Raw genomic sequence first — 17,761 nt, 5'->3', positions numbered from 1 at the left:
GCGTCCTTCGTGCGAGGGTTCGTACGAGGACATGGGGGGCGGTGAGCTGTACTGCGACACCTGTGGGCTCGCCCCGGTGGTGGCGCCCGGAGGGCTCATCGGCTCGACGCCGACGGGGATGGCCGTGCCCGGCAGGGGGGCCGGCGCGAGCGGTGTCGGCGGTCCGGACTCCAGCTCCTCGCGGAGCGGTTCGCGGGCGTCCTCGCGGGCCTCGTCGCGGTCGTCGACCTCCCGGCGTTCGGTCTCCGGGCGGCTCTCGCGTTCGCTCTCCGGGGCCTCCACGTCCCGCTCGGTCTCGGTGCGCAGCTCGGGTTCGTCGACCGGCCAGTCCGCCAGGAACCGGCTGGGCGCGGGTCTGGTGTCGATCCCGGAGGTGCCGCGCCCCGATCCGCGGGGCGCGGTGATGGAGAACCCCGAGGTTCCCGAGCGGAAGCGATTCTGCTCCCGCTCCGACTGCGGGGCGCCCGTGGGGCGTTCGCGGGGTGAGCGGCCGGGCCGTACGGAGGGCTTCTGCACCAAGTGCGGGCACCCGTACTCCTTCGTGCCGAAGCTGCGCGGCGGGGACATCGTCCACGGCCAGTACGAGGTCGCGGGCTGCCTCGCGCACGGCGGTCTCGGCTGGATCTACCTCGCCGTCGACCGGGCCGTCTCCGACCGGTGGGTCGTCCTCAAGGGCCTCCTCGACACCGGTGACCAGGACGCCATGGCCGCCGCGATCTCCGAGCGCCGCTTCCTCGCCGAGATCGAGCACTCCAACATCGTCCGCATCTACAACTTCGTCGAGCACCTCGACCAGCGCACCGGCTCCATGGACGGCTACATCGTCATGGAGTACGTCGGCGGCAAGTCGCTCAAGGAGATCGCCAACGACCGGCGCACCCCGGACGGCCGGCGCGACCCGCTGCCGGTCGAGCAGGCCTGCGCGTACGGCATCGAGGCCCTGGAGGCGCTCGGGCACCTGCACAGCCGGAACCTGCTGTACTGCGACTTCAAGGTCGACAACGCCATCCAGTCCGAGGACCAGCTGAAGCTCATCGACATGGGCGCGGTCCGGCGGATGGACGACGACGAGTCCGCGATCTACGGCACGGTCGGCTACCAGGCGCCGGAGGTGGCCGAGGTCGGCCCCTCGGTGGCGAGCGACCTGTACACGGTGGCGCGCACGCTCGCCGTGATGACCTTCGACTTCCAGGGCTACACGAACGTCTTCGTGGACTCGCTGCCCGACCCGGACAACATCGCGGTCTTCCGGACGTACGAGTCGTTCTACCGTTTCCTGGTCCGCGCCACCGACCCCGACCCGGCGCGCCGGTTCGCCTCCGCGCAGGAGATGGCCGAGCAGCTGACGGGTGTGCTGCGGGAGGTGGTGGCGCTCCAGTCGGGGCGACCGCGGCCGGCGCTCTCGACGCTGTTCGGCACGGAGGTCCGTGTCACGGACACGACGCTCTTCGCCGAGCTGACGGAGGACGTGTCGCTGCTCGGGGCGCGGAGGGGACGCAAGCAGCAGGCACCGGCGCTGCCCGGGGCCGCTCCGGGTGCGGTGCCGCCCGTCGCGCCCGGTGCGGTGCCGCCCGTCGCGCCGGGCGCCGGGCCGGGTGTCGCGCCCGGTGCCGGGCCGGGTGTCGGCGCGGCCGGGCTCGGGGAGTTGCTCGCGCCGCTCGACGCGCCCGCCACCGCGCTCGCGCTGCCCGTGCCGCGGGTCGACCCCGGCGACCCCAACGCCGGCTTCCTCGCCGGTCTGGCCGCCGCCGCTCCGGGCGAGCTGCTCGCCGCGCTCCACGCCGCGCCCGTGCCCTCCGCCGAGCTGTGGCTGCGCACCCTGCGGGCCCAGCTGGAGCTGGGCGACCTGCCCGCCGCCGTACGGACCCTCGCCGGGATCGAGGAGCGTGACCCGGACGACTGGCGGGTCGTCTGGTACCGGGGCGTCACCTCCCTGGTGACCGGGAGCCACGAGCACGCGGCGCTCGCCTTCGACGCGATCTACGACGCCTTCCCCGGGGAACCGGCACCGAAGCTGGCCCTCGGGATCTGCGCCGAGGTGCTCGGTCAGCTGGACAACGCGGCCGAGTACTACCGCCTGGTGTGGGCCACCGACCCCAGCTTCGTCAGCGCGGCCTTCGGGCTCGCCCGGGTGCGGCTCGCGGCGGGCGACCGTACCGGAGCCGTACAGGCCCTGGAATCCGTACCGGAGGCCTCCATCCACTACACGGCGGCCCGGGTGGCGACCGTGCGGGCGCGGCTGCGGCGGCGCCCGGCGTGGGAGCCGCTCGGCGCCGATCTGACGGCTGCGGCGGCGCAGGTCTCCGCGCTCCAGGGCTTCGGTCTGGACGCGGTGCGCCGGGAGCAGTTGTCGACGGAGGTCTTCGGAGCGGCCCTGGACTGGGTACTCTCCGGAAGTCCCGGTGCGGAACCGGGCGGCGGCACGCTGCTGCTCGGGAGTGAACTGGACGAGCGCGGACTGCGCTTCGGCCTCGAACGCTCGTACCGGGTGCTGGCCCGGCTCGCCCAGCGCGGCGAGGAGAGGATCGAACTGGTGGAGCGGGCCAACCGCTTCCGCCCCCGGACGTGGGTGTGAGGATGTCCCAGAAGCCGAAGCCGTCGCACGGACTCGTGGTCTGCCCGGACTGCGCGGAGCCGCTGGAGTCGGGTGACCGGTTCTGCGGGGCGTGCGGTCACGACCTGACGGCCGTGCCGGCCGCCGGGGTGGAGCCGGACCGCCCGACCGTGGTCATCGGCACCCCCGTGGCCTGGCCGGACGCCCCGCCCCGGGAGCCCGGTTCGCTGTCGACCATGACCCAGCACCCGGGCGACCTCCCGGGCACCGACTCCGGCGGCCGTGACCTGCCGACGATGCCGGTCCGCACGGACGGCCCGGTGCCGCCCGGCGGGAACACCACGGCGGGCACCGGGGACTTCGAACTGGCGGCGCCGGACCCGCGTACGGCGGTACGGGCGACCCCGGCCGCTCCTCCCCCGGCACCGGCCGCTCCCCCTGCGGCTCCGCCCCCTCCGGCACCGGCTCCGGCCGCTCCCGCCCACGCCGCTCCGGCGCCCGCCGCCCACGCCGCCGCCGTGTGCGTGGCCTGCCGGGCCGGGCGCGTGGACACCGACGGCTACTGCGAGAACTGCGGTCACGCGCAGCCACGCGAGCGCGACCACATGGAGCGGGAGCTGACCGGGGTCGCCGCCGTCAGCGACCGGGGGCTGCGCCACCACCGCAACGAGGACGCGTTCGCCGTCTCCGCGACCACGCTCCCCGACGGTTCCCCCGCCACCGTCGCGATCGTCTGCGACGGCGTGTCCTCCGCGACCCGGCCCGACGAGGCCTCCGCCGCCGCCGCGGAGGCGGCCGGCGCCTCGCTGCTCGCGGCGCTGCCCCGGGGCACCCACCCGCAGCAGGCGATGCACGAGGCGATCGTGGCCGCGTCCGAGGCCGTCAACTCCCTCGCGGAGGAGCCCGGCCAGGACGGGGCGGAGCACGACCCGCACCGCCACCGCAACGCGCCCGCCTGCACCATCGTGGGCTCGGTCGTCGCCGACGGCCTGCTCGTCGTGGGCTGGGTCGGCGACAGCCGCGTCTACTGGGTGCCGGACGACCGCGCCACCCCGCCCGCCCGGCTCACCGAGGACGACTCGTGGGCCGCCCAGATGGTCGCGGCGGGCCTGATGAACGAGGCCGAGGCGTACGCGGACGAGCGCGCCCACGCGATCACCGGCTGGCTCGGCGCCGACGCGTACGAACTGGAACCGCACACGGCCGCGTTCAAGCCGGACCGGTCCGGTGTGGTGGTGGTCTGCACGGACGGCCTGTGGAACTACGCGGAGGGCGCCGAGGACATGGCCCGGGTCGTCCCGGCCGACGCGGCGGACCGCCCGCTGCACAGTGCCCAGGTCCTCGTCGGCCACGCCCTGGACGGCGGAGGCCACGACAACATCACGGTCGCCCTCGTGCCGTTCACCGTCTCTCCCCCAGGGGCAGGATCCGCCTGAGCGGTCGCCGATCCCCTGCCCTGTCCCTGTTGTTGTCCGAGGAGCCGTAACCGATGGCGAACTTCTCCAAGCCGACCACGCCCCAGTTCTCGGTGGACGTCTACCAGAACGAGTTCCTGCCCGAGGGCGGCCGTGACGTCAGCGCGATCGTCACGGTCACGTCGACCGGGGGCGGCACGAGCGGGCAGCGGCTGTTCGACCCGGCCGGCGGCGGCACGGCCGGAGTCGTGATCATGGTCGACTGCTCCGGCTCGATGGACTACCCCGCGACCAAGATGCGCGGCGCCCGTGAGGCGACCGCCGCCGCCGTCGACACCCTGCGCGACGGCACGTCCTTCGCCGTCGTCGCCGGGACGCACGTGGCGAAGGAGGTCTACCCGGGGAACGGCGGCCTCGCCGTCGCCGACGCCAGGACCCGGGCCGAGGCCAAGGAGTCGCTGCGCCGGCTCAGCGCGGGCGGCGGCACGGCGATCGGCACCTGGTTGCGGCTCGCGGACCGGCTGCTCTCCTCCGCCGAGCTCACCATCCGGCACGGCATCCTGCTCACCGACGGCCGTAACGAGCACGAGTCGCCGGAGGAGCTGCGGGCCGCGCTCGACGCCTGCTCGGGCCGCTTCACCTGCGACGCGCGCGGGGTGGGCACCGACTGGGAGGTCAAGGAGGTCACCGGGATCGCCTCGGCGCTCCTCGGCACCGCCGACATCGTCGCCGACCCGTCCGCCCTCGCCGCCGACTTCACGGCGATGATGGAGCAGGCGATGGGCAAGGGCGTCGCGGACGTCGCGCTGCGGCTGTGGACACCGGTCGGGGTGGAGATCGCCTTCGTGAAGCAGGTGGCGCCGACGGTCGAGGACCTGACCGGGCGGCGTACGGAGGCCGGACCGCGCGCCGGGGACTATCCGACGGGCTCCTGGGGCGACGAGTCCCGCGACTACCACGTGAGCGTGCGGGTCCCGCGGGCCGCGGTCGGTCAGGAGATGCTCGCCGCCCGGGTCTCCCTGATCGCCCCGGACCCGGCGGGCGGCGATCCGCGCCCGTTGTCTCAAGGACTGGTACGGGCCGTGTGGACGGACGACCTGGCGATGTCGACGTCGATCAACCCGCAGGTCGCGCACTACACGGGCCAGGCCGAGCTGGCGGACGTCATCCAACAGGGTCTCGATGCCCGCAAATCGGGCGATCACGACGGCGCGACGGCCAAACTGGGCCGTGCCGTCCAGCTCGCGGCGGCCTCCGGGAACGCGGATACGGCGAAACTGCTTTCGAAGGTGGTCGACGTCGTCGACGCGGCGACCGGTACTGTGCGTTTGAAGGCGAAGGTCGCGGATGCGGACGAGATGACGCTCGAAACCCGCTCCACCAAGACCGTTCGCGTCAAGAGGTAGCCCGGCCACCGGGCCGGACGACGAGAGGGGGAAGCACCGACATGCCGACCTGCCCGAACGGACACCAGTCGGTCTCCGACGACTGGTGCGAGGTCTGCGGCCATCGCATGGCCGGGGCGGGTGCGCCGACGGGTGCCGTACCGCCGCCTCCCCCCGCGTACGGATATCCCGACCCCGGCGGCCCCGGCCGGCCCCCGATGGGTCCGCCGCCCGGCGCGCCCGGTGGCCCCGGCGCGCCCGGCCCCGGCGGTCATGGTGGTCCGGCCGCTCCCGGTGGCTTCGGCCCCGGTGGCGACCCGAACGCGACGGCCCAGGCGGAGCTCTGCCCGCAGTGCCGTACGCCGCGCGAGTACATGGCGCCGTTCTGCGAGGAGTGCCGCTGGAACTTCCTCACGAACACGGCGACCTCGTACACTCCGGTGGCCCCGCAGAACGCCCCGGCCCCGCCGCAGCAGCAGCCCGGGCCGCCGCCCGGCCTCAACCTGCCGCCGGGTTTCCAGTCCCCGCCGTCCGCGCCGCCGCAGCAGCAGCAGCCGCAGGACCCGTTCGGGTACCAGGGCTCGCGGCCCTCGCAGGTGAACCGCCCGGCCGAGCCGCTGGGGAGCGACCCCACGCACCACCAGGCCCCGCCGCAGCGCCCGCCGCAGCAGCAGCCGGCTCAGCAGCAGCCGCCTGCCCCGCCCGCGTACCTCCAGGCCCAGGCCCCGGCTCCGCCCGCGCCGCCGCAGCCGCGCGCGGACGACGACTGGGTCCTGTCCCCGCCGTCGCAGCACCAGGCCCCGCAGGCACCGCCGCACCAGGCACCGCCGCCGCCTCCGCAGCACCAGGCCCCGCAGGCACCGCCGCAGCACCAGGGCCCTCCGCGGCATCAGCCCCCTCAGGGACCGCCCCCGCACCAGGGCCCCCCGCAGCACCAGGGGCAGCACCAAGGACAGCAGCCCCCGCCGCATCAGGGGCAGCACCAGGGACAGCAGCCCCCGCAGCAGTTCCAGCCGCCGCGGCAGCCCCTGTCCTGGACCGCGGTCATCGGCCCGGACCGCGACTACTTCATGGCGATGATGCAGCGCAGCGGCCCGGAGGCCACGGGCCTGAACCTGCCCGCGTACTCCCCGGCCAAGCACCTGCCGCTGCAGGGCAACCAGATCTCCATCGGCCGCCGCCGGCACTCCACCGGCGAGTCCCCCGACATCGACCTGTCGGTGCCGCCGGAGGACCCGGGCGTCTCGCACCAGCACGCCGTGCTGGTGCAGCAGCCGGACGGCTCGTGGGCCGTGGTGGACCAGAACTCCACCAACGGCACCACGGTCAACGGCGGCGAGGAGCCGATCCAGCCCTACGTCCCCGTCCAGCTCCAGGACGGCGACCGGGTGCACGTCGGCGCCTGGACGACGATCACGATCCGCCTGGGCTGACCCGCGCGTTCACGCGTCCGGCAGGGGCCAGGCGTACGGCCCTCCGGGGTCGTCGAGCCAGGCCCACTGCCGGTCGCCGCTGACCGTCACCCCGAAGCGCTCCCGCTCCGGCCGCCGCTCGCGCAGCCAGAGCGAGAGCGCTTCGCGCCTGTCGAGGGTCCCGCCGACCAGCTGCCACAGGAAGCGGAAGCGCTCGTCCCCGGCCGGGTCGGGACGGGGGACGCGGCCGGCGGCGCCCCGGAGCGCCACGAAGTACGCGGAGGTCGCGAGGAACCGTCCCTCCGCGTGCGTCCCGTCGCGCACCCGCAGCAGGAGCAGGCCGGTGGAGAGCGGAGTGAGGACGAGGGCGCCGGGCCGGCACTGGGCGAGCCAGGGGTACGGGACCGAGGGCACCGCGCAGGTCGCGACGATCCGGTCGTAGGGGGCGCGCTCGGGACAGCCCCGGGCGCCGTCGACGGTGACCACCGCCGGGCGGTACCCGGCGGCGGCCAGATGGGTCCTGGCGGACTCGGTGATCTCCTCGTCCAGGTCGACGGTGGTGACGTGCTCCTCGCCGAGGCGGTGGCAGAGCAGGGCCGCGTGGTAGCCGGTCCCGGCGCCGATCTCCAGGACGTCGTTCCCGTCGCGTACGTCCAGGGCCTGGAGCATCAGCGCCATCAGGGAGGGCTGGCTGGCGGACGAGAGCAGTTCCCCGTCCCGCACCCGGGTGGCGATCGCCGTGTCCTCGTAGGCCCCGCTCAGCCAGCGGCCCTGCCGCTCGGGATCGGGGTCGCCGGACCAGAGCCGCTCGTAGCCGCCGGGCCCGGGGGCGTAGTAGTACGGGACGAAGAGGTGGCGCGGGACGTCGGCGAAGGCGGCCCGCCAGGCGGGGTCGGTCAGTACGCCCTCCGCCTCGATCTCCCGCACGAGCGCCCGTCGCGCCCGCGCGCCGGCCTCGGCGAACTCGTCCCGCCGTTCGTCCATGCCTCCACTCTCCCGCCGTCGGGGGTCCCCGGCGAGCGGTCCTGGGCCCCAAGTCCTAGGGCCGGGCATCTGAGACGATGGAACGGTGAACGAGATTCCCGGGGAAACGACGCAGGAGCAGACCTTCTACGAGCAGGTCGGCGGCGAGGAGACCTTCCGCCGCCTGGTCCGCCGCTTCTACGAGGGCGTCGCGGCGGACCCGCTGCTGCGCCCGATGTACCCCGAGGAGGACCTCGGCCCGGCGGAGGAGCGCCTCGTGCTCTTCCTGATGCAGTACTGGGGCGGCCCCCGCACCTACAGCGACCACCGCGGCCACCCCCGCCTCCGGATGCGGCACGCCCCGTTCACCGTGGACCAGGCGGCCCACGACGCCTGGCTCCGCCACATGCGCGCGGCCCTGGACGAGCTGTCCCTCGCCCCGGAACACGAGCGTGAGCTCTGGCGCTATCTGACCTACGCGGCGGCCTCGATGGTGAACACGGCCGGCTGACGCCCCCTCACCCGACCGTCCTCGCCCACCCGTCCTCGTCCCATCGGACACAACCCCTATCGCCGTCCCACCGGCCATGGACGGACACATTCCGGAGTCGGAACGCCGATTAACGGTCACGATCCCATCAAGGTCGGTCCGTAAGCGGTTTCCAGCGGCACATGCGCTCTGAAAGCATCCGGGGGAAGTTCCGGGAGCGTTCGGAAGATGTCCGGCGTGCGCACCGTGATCAGGGTGGCCAGGGGGATGGGTGACGGGGTTCGTATTTCTGCGTGTCAGGGCGCACCGGCTGCTGCTCTCCGCGGCGCTGCTCGCCGTGCTCCTGACCACCTCGGTGCTCGCCACCCTCGCCTCGTTCTCCGGGGCGATCGGGGACGCCGCGCTCCAGGCGGGGCTGCGCGGCCGGTCCGCGGCCGCCGCCTCGCTGCTCGTGAGGGGGCAGATACCGGCGGCCGAGCGGGCCGGTGCCGAGGAGGCCGTCCGGGAGGGGATGCGGAGGACCTTCGACGGGCTGCCCGTGACCGTACGGCGGCTCGAACGCTCCGGACCGTACGCGCTGCCCCGGAGTCTCCAGCCTCCGGCCGCCCGCAAGGGCGACCCCGACCTCACCCACTTCGCCGCGCTCGACCGCGCGAAGCTCTCCCTCGTCCGGGGCGCCTGGCCCTCGGCCGCCCGGACGGCCGGCGTGGTCGAGACGGCGCTGCCCGAGGAGGCGGCCCGGCGGCTGCGGGTCGGCCCCGGGACCGTGCTCGACCTGGGCGACCGGCTCGACGGCCGACGGGTGAAGACCCGGATCACCGGCGTCTACCGGCCCGTCGACACCGGTGACCTGTACTGGCAGCTCGACCACGCCGGCGGTCGGGGCGTGCGGACGGTCGCCTTCACGACGTACGGCCCGCTCCTCGTCGACCCGGCGGTCCTCGCCTCCGGGACGCTGAGCTCCGGCGACACGTCCTGGCTCGGCTCCGCCGACTTCACCGGCTTCACCACCGACCGCATCGACGCCCTGCGCGCCGCGGCGACCGAGGGCCCGAAGGCACTCGCCGAGGCCCCGGACCGGTTCGGCACGACGGTCTCCGCGTCCACCGCGCTCCCCACCGTCCTGGAGCAGACCCAGCGGTCCCTGCTCGTCTCCCGTTCCACCCTGCTGATCGTCGCCGTCCAGCTCGTGCTCCTCGCCGCCTACGCGCTGCTGCTCGTCGCCCGGCTGCTCAGCACCGAGCGCTCCGGCGAGACGGCGCTGCTGCGGGCCCGCGGCGGTTCGCGGCGCCGGATCGCCGGCCTCGCCGCCGTCGAGGCGCTGCTGCTCGCCCTGCCCGCGACGATCGCCGCCCCGCTCCTGTCGGGACCGCTGACCCGGCTCTTCGCCGAGCGGTCCGCGCTCTCCTCGCTCGGGGTGGAGCTCGACACGACCGCCTCGCTCCAGGTGTGGCTGGTCGCCGCCGCCGTGGCCCTGTGCTGCGCGGTGGCCGTCGTCGCCCCCGCGCTCGCCGCGGGGGACGGCTCCGTCGTCTCGCTGCGCAAGGCCCGCTCGGCTTCGCTGCCCGGTCCCGTACGGGCCGGGGCCGACCTCGCGCTCCTCGCCGTCGCCGCCGTCGCGTACTGGCAGTTGCAGCGCCCGGCGGCGGCGGGCGGCACCCTCGGCTCCGGGGACTCCGGCGGGGACTCCGTCGACCCGGTGCTCATCGCCGCGCCCGCCCTCGCCCTGCTCGCCGGCACCGTCCTGACCCTGCGTCTGCTGCCGCCCGCCGCCCGACTGGCCGAGCGGCGCGCGGCGGGCGGGCGCGGTCTCTCCGCGGCCCTGGCGGGCTGGCAGTTCAGCCGTCGGCCGCTGCGCGGCGCGGGTCCCGTCCTCCTCCTCGTCCTCGCCGTGGCGATGGGCATGCTCGCCATCGGGCAGAGCGGGTCGTGGGAGCGTTCGCAGCGCGACCAGGCAGACTTCCGCACCGGTACGGCCGTCCGGGTGTTGAGCGCCGGTCCCGGGGAGCCGACGCAGACCGAGCGGCTGGGTGCCGTGCCCGGTGTCCGCGCGGTGGCCCCGGTGCACCGCACCAGCATGGACGTGGCCGGGAAGAACGCGACCGTCCTCGCCGTCGACACCCGCAACGCCGCCGACGGTCTGCTGCTGCGCCCCGACCTCGCCGACGTTCCCGTCCGTTCCCTCCTCTCACCGCTCGCTCCCCGGGCGACCACCCGCCCCGGCCTGGCGCTGCCCGCCGGCACCCGGACGCTCACCGCCGACCTGCGGCTCGCAGGACCGACCGGTGCCACCCGGGTCACGGCCGTCCTGGAGGATCCGAGCGGCGTCCCGTACCGGCAGGCCATGGGATCGGTGCCCTCCGACGGCCGGACGCACCGGCTGACCCTGGACCTCGGCGGCCTGACCGCCGTACCGGGCACCGACGCGAACCGCGGCTCCGGCGGCCGGCTCACCCTGACCGGCCTGGAGTCCGCCGCCCCGATCGACGACGGCGTGAAGGACACGCAGACCCTGCGCGTCGAGCGGTTCGGCGTGGTCGGCGGCGACGGCGGCGAGCGGGTCCACGCCCCGGGGCAGGTCCTCGCCGCCTGGACACACCTCTACGAGCAGGCAGGGGAGGATACGAAGGGCGGCAGTCCCACGTCCGGCGTCCCCGGCGCCCCCGGCCCCGGGGGCCGGCCCGCCCCGTACGCCGTCTCCTTCGCGGTCACCGGCGCGGCCCCCGGGAAGGAGTACCGGGGGCCCGAGGAGTACCTCCTGCGGATGACCTCCCCCGGGCCCAGGGCGCCCGAACGGCTGTCGGCCGTGGCCACCGGGGCCTTCATGACGGCGACCGGAGCCGAGCCCGGCGAACCGGTCGAGGTCTCCATCGGCGGCCGCAGCGTCGACGTCACCGTCGACCACGTCGTCGAGGAGCTGCCCACCACCGGCCCCGGTGCCCGGGCGGCCTCCGCGACCAGTCCCGTCGCCACCCCCGAGGACGGCGGCGCGGTCCTCCTCGACCTGGCCTCGGTCAACCAGTACCTGTCCACCGGCGAGGCCTCGACCGTGCCGGCCACCGAGTGGTGGCTGACCGTCGCCCCCGGCCGGGCGGACGAGGTCGCCGCGGCCCTGCGCGCCCGGCCCGACGCGAACCCCGCCCAGGTGCTCGTACGCGACGAGATCGCCGCCGAGCTGCTCGGCGACCCGCTCGGCGCGGGCCCCAACGCCGCCCTGATGGCGGTCGCCGCCGCCGGGGCCGCGCTCGCCGCCGTCGGCTTCGCGGTCGGCTCGGCCGGCGCGATGCGGGAACGGTCCGCCGAGTTCGGGGTGCTGCGGGCGCTCGGCGCGCCGCGCCGCCGCCTGGCCCGGCTGATCGCCGCCGAACAGGGGCTGCTCATCGGCATCGGCCTGCTCGTCGGCATCGGCCTCGGCACCGTCCTGGCCCGGGCCGTCGTCCCGCTCGTCGTCCTCACCGGCCAGGCCGCCCGCCCCGTGCCCCCGGTCCTGGTCGAGCTGCCCGTCGGCCAGGTGGCGCTGCTGCTCGCCGGCGTCGCCGCGCTGCCGCTCGTCATGGTCGCCGTGATCGCCCTGCGCCCCACGGACCCGGTCGTGACCCTGCGCCACCAGGGGGAGAACTGATGGAGCCGACCACCCCGTACGACGGCGACGGCGGCGAGCACGGCCGCAACGGCCACAGCGACAACCATGGCGACCGCGGCGACCGCGGCGACCGCCGGGACAACCACCGCAACGGCCACAGCGGCGGCGACGGCCACCGCGAGGGCCGCGACAGCCACCGCGACGGCGACCACGACCGCACCGACATGCCCGCCGTACGCAGGAAGGCCTCCGACATGCCCCGGTCCCGGTCGTCCCGGTCCGACAAGCCCGCCCGCGCCGTGGCGCCCTGGGTGCGGACCCGGCTGCGGACCGCGCCCCTGGCCGCCGCCTCCCTCGCCCTCCTCGTCCTGGTCACCGCCTACCTCGCGGCCGCGCTGCCGCGCGCGGTGGACGCGTACGAGACGGAGGGCCTGCGGCACGACATCCGGACCGCCGCCCCCCGCAACGCCGTCCTCGAACTCACCGCCCCGCTCGGCGTGACCCCGGAGGAGTCGAGCCTGCGCCCGAAGGCCCTCCAGGAGCAGCACGACGCGGTGAGCGCCCTGTTCCCGGAACCGATCCGGACCGACCCGGGGCAGAACGTCCACGGGATCCGCACGGTCAAGCGCGCCGAGGGCCTCGATCCCTGGCTGCCCCGGCCCAACGGGATGTCCCCCGAGTTCGTGCTCTCCTCGCCGTCCGGTCTCACCGAACACGCGACGCTGCGGAAGGGCCGGCTCGCCGCGGGCACGGCCCGCGCGCCGGAAGCGGTCGTGACCGTGAAGACCGCCGCGGCCCTGCGCCTGAAGCCCGGCTCCGTCGTGCACGTGCCGAGCAAGGTCGGCACGGAGTCGCTCGCCGTGACGGTCACCGGGATCGTGGAGCCGCGCGGCCCGGAGTCGGCGTACTGGTCGGTGGAACCGCTGCTCCGCACCCCCGCGCTCGCCCCGCTGATCGCGAACGGCGAGGTGAAGTACTACTGGCAGGGCGCGCTGCTCCTCTCCCCCGCCTCGGCACCCGCCGTGGTCTCCGTCTTCGGTGACCAGGAGGTCTTCTTCCGGTTCATGCCCACGGTCGACCACCTCACCGGCCGGGACACCGACCGGCTCACCGCCGCGCTCGACTCGGCGGCCGGCGGCCCCGACCTGCTCAGGATGCGGAAGGTGGTGGGGCCCACCGGCGCGCTCACCACCGAACTCGACGCGATCGTGGACTCGTACCGTTCGATGCGCGACGCGATCGCCCCGGTCGTCGCCGTCGCCGTCTTCGGGATCGGCGCGGTCGCCGCGGTCGTCCTCGCCATGACCGGCGGTCTCTTCGTCGCCCGCCGGGACCGCGAACTGTCCCTGCTCCGCTCCCGTGGCGCCTCGCTCACCGGCATCGGCCTGCGGCTGCTCGGCGAGACCTCGGCGGTCGCCGTACCGGCCGCGGCGCTCGCCCTGGCCCTCGCGGTGGTGACCGTACGGGCACCCGGCGGGTCCGGCGGCATCCCCCTCGGGCCCTCCCTCCTCGCCGCCTCGGCCGTCGCCCTGCTCGCGTTGCTCGTCCTGCCGGTACGGGCGGTCGTCCTGCACCGGCGGCCACGCCTGCACGGCGGCCGGGACGACCTGCTCACCGCGCGCCCCTCCCGGCGCCGTACGGTCGTCGAGCTCACCGTGCTCGTCCTCGCCGTGGGCGCGGTCGCATCTCTGCGGCTGCGCGGCACCGGCGACTCGGGGGACCACCTGGTGAGCGCCGCCCCGGTGCTCGTCGGCCTGATCGCCGCCTCGGTCCTCGTACGGATCTATCCGCTGCCGCTGCGATGGCTCGGCCGGCCCGCCCGCCGGCTGCGCGGGGCGGTCGGCCCGCTGGCCCTGGCCCGCGCCGGACGCTCCTCCTCGGCCGGCACGCTCCCGCTGCTCGCGCTCGTCCTCGCGCTGACCACGGCCGCCTTCGGCGGCTCCGTCCTGGCCGGGGTCGCCGACGCCCGCGACCGGGCCGCCCTCCTGGCGACCGGCGCGGACGCCAGGATCGACGGCTCGGTGGAGTGGACCCCGCTGCCGGCCGGTCTCACCGAGTCGGTGCGCGGGACGGCGGGGGTACGGGACCTGGCGCCGCTGCAGATCGAGTACGGGGTGGCGCTGCCGTCCCGGCTCGGCACCTCCGCCCAGCCGATGAGCGGCACCCTCGTGGGCGTCGAACCGGGCTCGTACACCCGGCTCGCCCAGCGCACGGGCTTCGGCCCGTTCCCGGCGGGGCTGCTCGCGTCGACCGGCAAGGGCGGCAAGGAGGCCGCGGCCGACACCGAGCGGGTGCTGCCCGCGATCGCCTCGCCATCGGTCGCCGAACGGCTCGGCGACGCGCCGCAGGAGATCGTGTCGGCGGCCGGCGTGTTCCACGTCAGGGTGGTCGCCGTCCGGCCGGCCACCCCGGCCCTGCCCGGCGCCGACTTCCTCCTCGTCAACGCCGCCGACCTCACCCACCGGACCCCCACGGTGCTGCTCGTCACGGGCCCGAAGGACGGTGCCGCGCTGCGGGCCGTCGTGAAGGCGAAGACCGGCGCCCTCCTCGTGTCGACGCGCGCCGAGGCGCGGGCCGGCTACGTGGACTCGCCGCTCCAGTCGGGCGCCGAGCGGATCTACCTGGGGGCGATCGGCGTGGGCGCCGGCTTCGCCGTGGTGGCGGTGCTGCTCTCCCTGCTGCAGAACGCGCCGGAGCGGACGACGCTCCTCGCCCGGCTGCGGACGATGGGGCTGACCCGGAAGCAGGGGCGGCGGCTGCTCGGCCTCGAAGCGGTGCCGCAGGCGGTGCTCGCGGCGCTCGGCGGGACGCTGGTCGGCTGGGCGACGGTGCCGCTGCTCGCCCCCGGCATCGACCTGTTCCGGCTCGCGCTCGCGACGACACCGGGGCTCGCCCCGTCGGCCGGCGCGCCGCTGCGGGCGGACCCGTGGTCGCTGGTGGTGCCGGCGCTCGCGGTCGTCCTCCTGACGGCGACGGCGGCGGCAGGACAGGCGTGGTGGGCGGGACGCAAGGGCTCGATCAAGGAACTCAGGGCAGGAGACGCACGATGACGAAGACCGACATCGAGACCCGGGGCGCCGGTGCGACGGGCTCCGCCGCGGACCCCACCACCCTGGAGGAGCTGGAGCGGCGGGCGACCGCGCGGCGCGACCGGCCCTCGTACGGCCATGACGCGCTCATCGCCTGCGACCGGCTGGTCCGGATCTTCACCACCGACGGGGTGGAGGTGCAGGCCCTCCAGGGGCTCGACCTCCTCGTCAAGGAGGGCGAGCTGATGGCCCTGGTCGGCGCCTCCGGCTCCGGCAAGTCGACGCTCATGAACATCCTCGCGGGTCTGGACGTACCGACCGCGGGCGCCGCCCGGGTCGCCGGGTGCGACCTGCTCGCCATGGACGGCAAGGCGCGGCTGCGCTACCGCCGCGAGGTCGTCGGCTTCGTCTGGCAGCAGACCGCCCGCAACCTCCTGCCCTACCTGACGGCCGCCCAGAACGTGGCGCTGCCCATGCAGTTGCGGGGCCGGTCCGGGCAGAAGGCGCGGCGGGCCGAGGAACTCCTCGCGATGCTGGGCATCGCGGAGGCCCGGGACCGGCGGCCGCACCAGCTGTCCGGCGGCCAGCAGCAGCGGGTGGCCATCGCGGTCGCCCTCGCCAACAACCCGGCCGTGCTCCTCGCCGACGAGCCCACGGGCGAGCTGGACTCGGCCACCGGCGAGCAGGTCTTCGCGGCCTTCCGCCGCGCCAACGCCGAACTGGGCACGACGATCGTGATCGTCACCCACGACCAGGCGGTCGCCTCCGAGGTGCGCCGGACGGTCGCCATCCGCGACGGCCACACCTCCTCGGAGGTACTGCGGCGCACGGAGGTCGACGAGCAGGGCCAGGAGTCGCTGGTGGCACGGGAGTACGCGATGCTCGACCGCGCGGGCCGGCTCCAGCTCCCGGCGGAGTACACGCAGGCCCTCGGCATGGAGCACCGGGTGGCGCTCGAGCTCGAACAGGACCACATCGGGGTCTGGCCGGACGACGCGGAAGGCTGAGCGGGCGGAAGGCCGAGGAGACGGAGGCCTGAACGGGCGGAGGGCCGAGCGGGAGGGCCGAGGAAACCGGCGTCGGCCTGTGGAGCGTCCCTCCCTACGGGGGGTGATGTCCATGTCGTCGAGAAAGGCACGCCGGGCCCGCGCGGCCGTGTTCCTGCCCGCGGCCTGCGCGGTCGCGCTGGCCGTGTGGGCGGCCTGGTGCTTCGGGGGCGCGTCGGCGCCGTCCACGACGGTCGCCGTCTCGGTCGGCGGGGCCGCGATCCTCGTCGCGGGGGTCGCGTACTTCCTGCTGGTCACCGGGAACCCGGGGTTCTTCGGCGCGCTCGCGCTGGCCTGCGGGCTGCTCCTGACGGCGGCGGCCGTGGACCAGGCGGCCGCGCGCGGGGAGGTCGCCGAGTGCGTCGTCGTGAAGGTCACCGGGGAGCACCACGAGGCGATCGTCGACGGCGGTCTCGACACGACCCTCTACCACCACACCCTGCGCTGTCCCGGCGGCTATCCGTCGACGCTCGCGGAGGACCGCCGGGTCGCCCCGGACGGCGGGACGGTCCGGGTGGCCTTCGATCCGCGGCGGCGGGTGGACCCGGCGTTGGAGGGGTCGAACTCGCCGTGGCTCCCGGCGTTCCTGGCCGTGCTCGCGCTGGCCGCCGCGACGGCGGGGGCGAGGCACGTCAGCCGGTGGGAGAGCCGCCCGGACCCCCGGCCGAAAGGCCGGCCGGGCCGTACGACGGGCCGCCGAAGGCCTTGAGCCGGGCCGCCGAGGACCCGACGGGCCGACCCCGATGAGCCCCGATGAGCCCCGATGAGCCCCGATGAGAGGCATACCCGCCGGTCAGCGGGGGGCGACGGCCAGGGACATCGGTACGGTGCGCAGCGCGATCGAGCCGTACGGGGTACGCAGCCGCAGCCACGGCCCGGAGGCGAACAGCGCGACGGGCGCCTCCTCCGGCGTGGGCGGCAGGAAGCCAAGCGACTGGGCGGCGTGCACGGCCCGCAGGGGCAGACCGGTGGACCCGAGGGTCCTGGACCAGATCTCGCGGCCGATGCGGTCGCGCTCGGCCCTGGTCCGCCGCTCCTCCGGCAGCTCCTCGTCCCGCGCCCGGAACTCGGCGACGGCGGCGGCGACCGCGCCACGCATCTCCACGGCGCCCGGCAGCCCGGCGACCGGCGTCCAGCCGGTGCGCGGCGGGAGCACGCCCGCCCAGGACGGTCCGGTCACGGAGTCCGGGACGACCGCCTTGCCCGCCGCCTCCTCGATGCCTTCGAGGAGTTCACCGGCGGAGACGGTGACGTCGAGTTCCACGGCGTCGACGAGCCGGGCCGTACGGATCGCGAGCACCTCGAAGGACGCCGGACGGCCGAAGACGGCCAGCGCCCCGCCGCCTGCCTGGAGGCGGACGGCGGCGGCCCGGTCGTAGTGGACCAGCCGGCCCAGGAAGGCGGCGAGGGCCGCCGCCTCCCGGGCGTCGGCGAAGTGCAGCGGAGCGAGCACGGTCATGCGGCGGACGTCATCCCGTCGTCGACGTACTCCTGGAGGAACTCGCGCTCCTCGGAGGAGATCCGTCGCGGTCGCTGCGCCGCCAGGTCGAAGGGCACGACGACCGTGGACGCCCGTACGTACGTGACGTCGGGGTCCTTGATCTCGTACGCGATCGTCAGCGACGCCGCGCCTATCTTCGTGACCCAGGACTCGATGGTCACCGGCTCGTGCCGGTGGACCAGCGGCCGCACGTAGTCGATCTCGTGCCGGGCCACGACGGACCCGCCGGAGAACGAGGGGGAACCGTCCCCCGGCGCCAGCCGGAACATGAAGTCGATCCGCGCCTCTTCCAGGTACCGCAGGAAGACGACGTTGTTGACGTGCCCGAAGGCGTCCATGTCCGACCAGCGCAGGGGACAGCTGTAGATGTGCCTGGTCACTGA

At 75.4% G+C, this 17,761-nt stretch carries 12 protein-coding genes; 9 read left to right on the top strand and 3 right to left on the bottom strand.

Features of this window, described 5'->3' with window-relative positions:
- The first annotated feature begins 31 nt into the window (after nt 1-31).
- The 4 genes from ACFWUY_RS01250 to ACFWUY_RS01235 are packed head-to-tail and all read left to right on the top strand — an operon-like array spanning nt 32 to nt 6,787.
- Nucleotides 32-2,575 (top strand): tetratricopeptide repeat protein, encoded by a 2,544-nt coding sequence (locus ACFWUY_RS01250; RefSeq protein WP_384100829.1) that lies wholly within the window; start codon nt 32-34, stop codon nt 2,573-2,575.
- On the top strand, nt 2,572-3,990 hold the full coding sequence (locus ACFWUY_RS01245) for a PP2C family serine/threonine-protein phosphatase (protein ID WP_384100638.1): 1,419 nt from the start codon (nt 2,572-2,574) through the stop codon (nt 3,988-3,990). The genes ACFWUY_RS01250 and ACFWUY_RS01245 overlap by 4 nt, the downstream gene beginning before the upstream one ends.
- Before the next feature lie 53 nt (nt 3,991-4,043).
- Entirely contained in the window at nt 4,044-5,375 is a 1,332-nt protein-coding gene (locus ACFWUY_RS01240; protein WP_384100636.1) for a VWA domain-containing protein, read from the top strand.
- A gap of 41 nt (nt 5,376-5,416) precedes the next feature.
- On the top strand, nt 5,417-6,787 hold the full coding sequence (locus tag ACFWUY_RS01235; protein WP_384100634.1) for an FHA domain-containing protein: 1,371 nt from the start codon (nt 5,417-5,419) through the stop codon (nt 6,785-6,787).
- A 9-nt stretch (nt 6,788-6,796) separates the two neighbouring features.
- Here the strand turns inward: ACFWUY_RS01235 and ACFWUY_RS01230 are convergent, their stop codons facing one another.
- Nucleotides 6,797-7,750 (bottom strand): methyltransferase domain-containing protein, encoded by a 954-nt coding sequence (locus ACFWUY_RS01230; protein WP_384100632.1) that lies wholly within the window; start codon nt 7,748-7,750, stop codon nt 6,797-6,799.
- Between the two features lie 85 nt (nt 7,751-7,835).
- Here ACFWUY_RS01230 and ACFWUY_RS01225 point away from each other — a divergent pair, with 85 nt between their 5' ends.
- The 5 genes from ACFWUY_RS01225 (at nt 7,836) to ACFWUY_RS01205 (ending at nt 16,586) form a co-directional block, all read left to right on the top strand.
- A complete protein-coding gene (locus ACFWUY_RS01225) occupies nt 7,836-8,240 on the top strand; it encodes a globin (protein ID WP_384100630.1) in 405 nt (134 codons plus the stop codon).
- Between the two features lie 250 nt (nt 8,241-8,490).
- A complete protein-coding gene (locus tag ACFWUY_RS01220) occupies nt 8,491-11,841 on the top strand; it encodes an FtsX-like permease family protein (protein ID WP_384100628.1) in 3,351 nt (1,116 codons plus the stop codon).
- A 215-nt stretch (nt 11,842-12,056) separates the two neighbouring features.
- Nucleotides 12,057-14,852, top strand: a complete 2,796-nt coding sequence (locus ACFWUY_RS01215; RefSeq protein WP_384100827.1) for an FtsX-like permease family protein — start codon at nt 12,057-12,059, stop codon at nt 14,850-14,852.
- A complete protein-coding gene (locus tag ACFWUY_RS01210) occupies nt 14,849-15,838 on the top strand; it encodes an ABC transporter ATP-binding protein (RefSeq protein WP_384100626.1) in 990 nt (329 codons plus the stop codon). The genes ACFWUY_RS01215 and ACFWUY_RS01210 overlap by 4 nt, the downstream gene beginning before the upstream one ends.
- A 112-nt stretch (nt 15,839-15,950) precedes the next feature.
- A complete protein-coding gene (locus tag ACFWUY_RS01205; protein ID WP_384100624.1) occupies nt 15,951-16,586 on the top strand; it encodes a hypothetical protein in 636 nt (211 codons plus the stop codon).
- 84 nt (nt 16,587-16,670) lie between these two features.
- On the opposite strand, the gene ACFWUY_RS01200 is transcribed toward ACFWUY_RS01205, so the two are convergent.
- Both ACFWUY_RS01200 and ACFWUY_RS01195 read right to left on the bottom strand, forming a co-directional pair.
- On the bottom strand, nt 16,671-17,336 hold the full coding sequence (locus ACFWUY_RS01200) for a hypothetical protein (protein WP_384100622.1): 666 nt from the start codon (nt 17,334-17,336) through the stop codon (nt 16,671-16,673).
- On the bottom strand, nt 17,333-17,758 hold the full coding sequence (locus tag ACFWUY_RS01195) for an acyl-CoA thioesterase (protein ID WP_384100620.1): 426 nt from the start codon (nt 17,756-17,758) through the stop codon (nt 17,333-17,335). The genes ACFWUY_RS01200 and ACFWUY_RS01195 overlap by 4 nt, the downstream gene beginning before the upstream one ends.
- Nucleotides 17,759-17,761 lie beyond the last annotated feature (3 nt).

It is taken from the genome of Streptomyces sp. NPDC058664 (genome assembly GCF_042716635.1).
Classification (GTDB): domain Bacteria; phylum Actinomycetota; class Actinomycetes; order Streptomycetales; family Streptomycetaceae; genus Streptomyces.
Note: the sequence above shows the minus strand (reverse complement) of the source record. Positions and strands in the feature narration are given on the sequence as shown.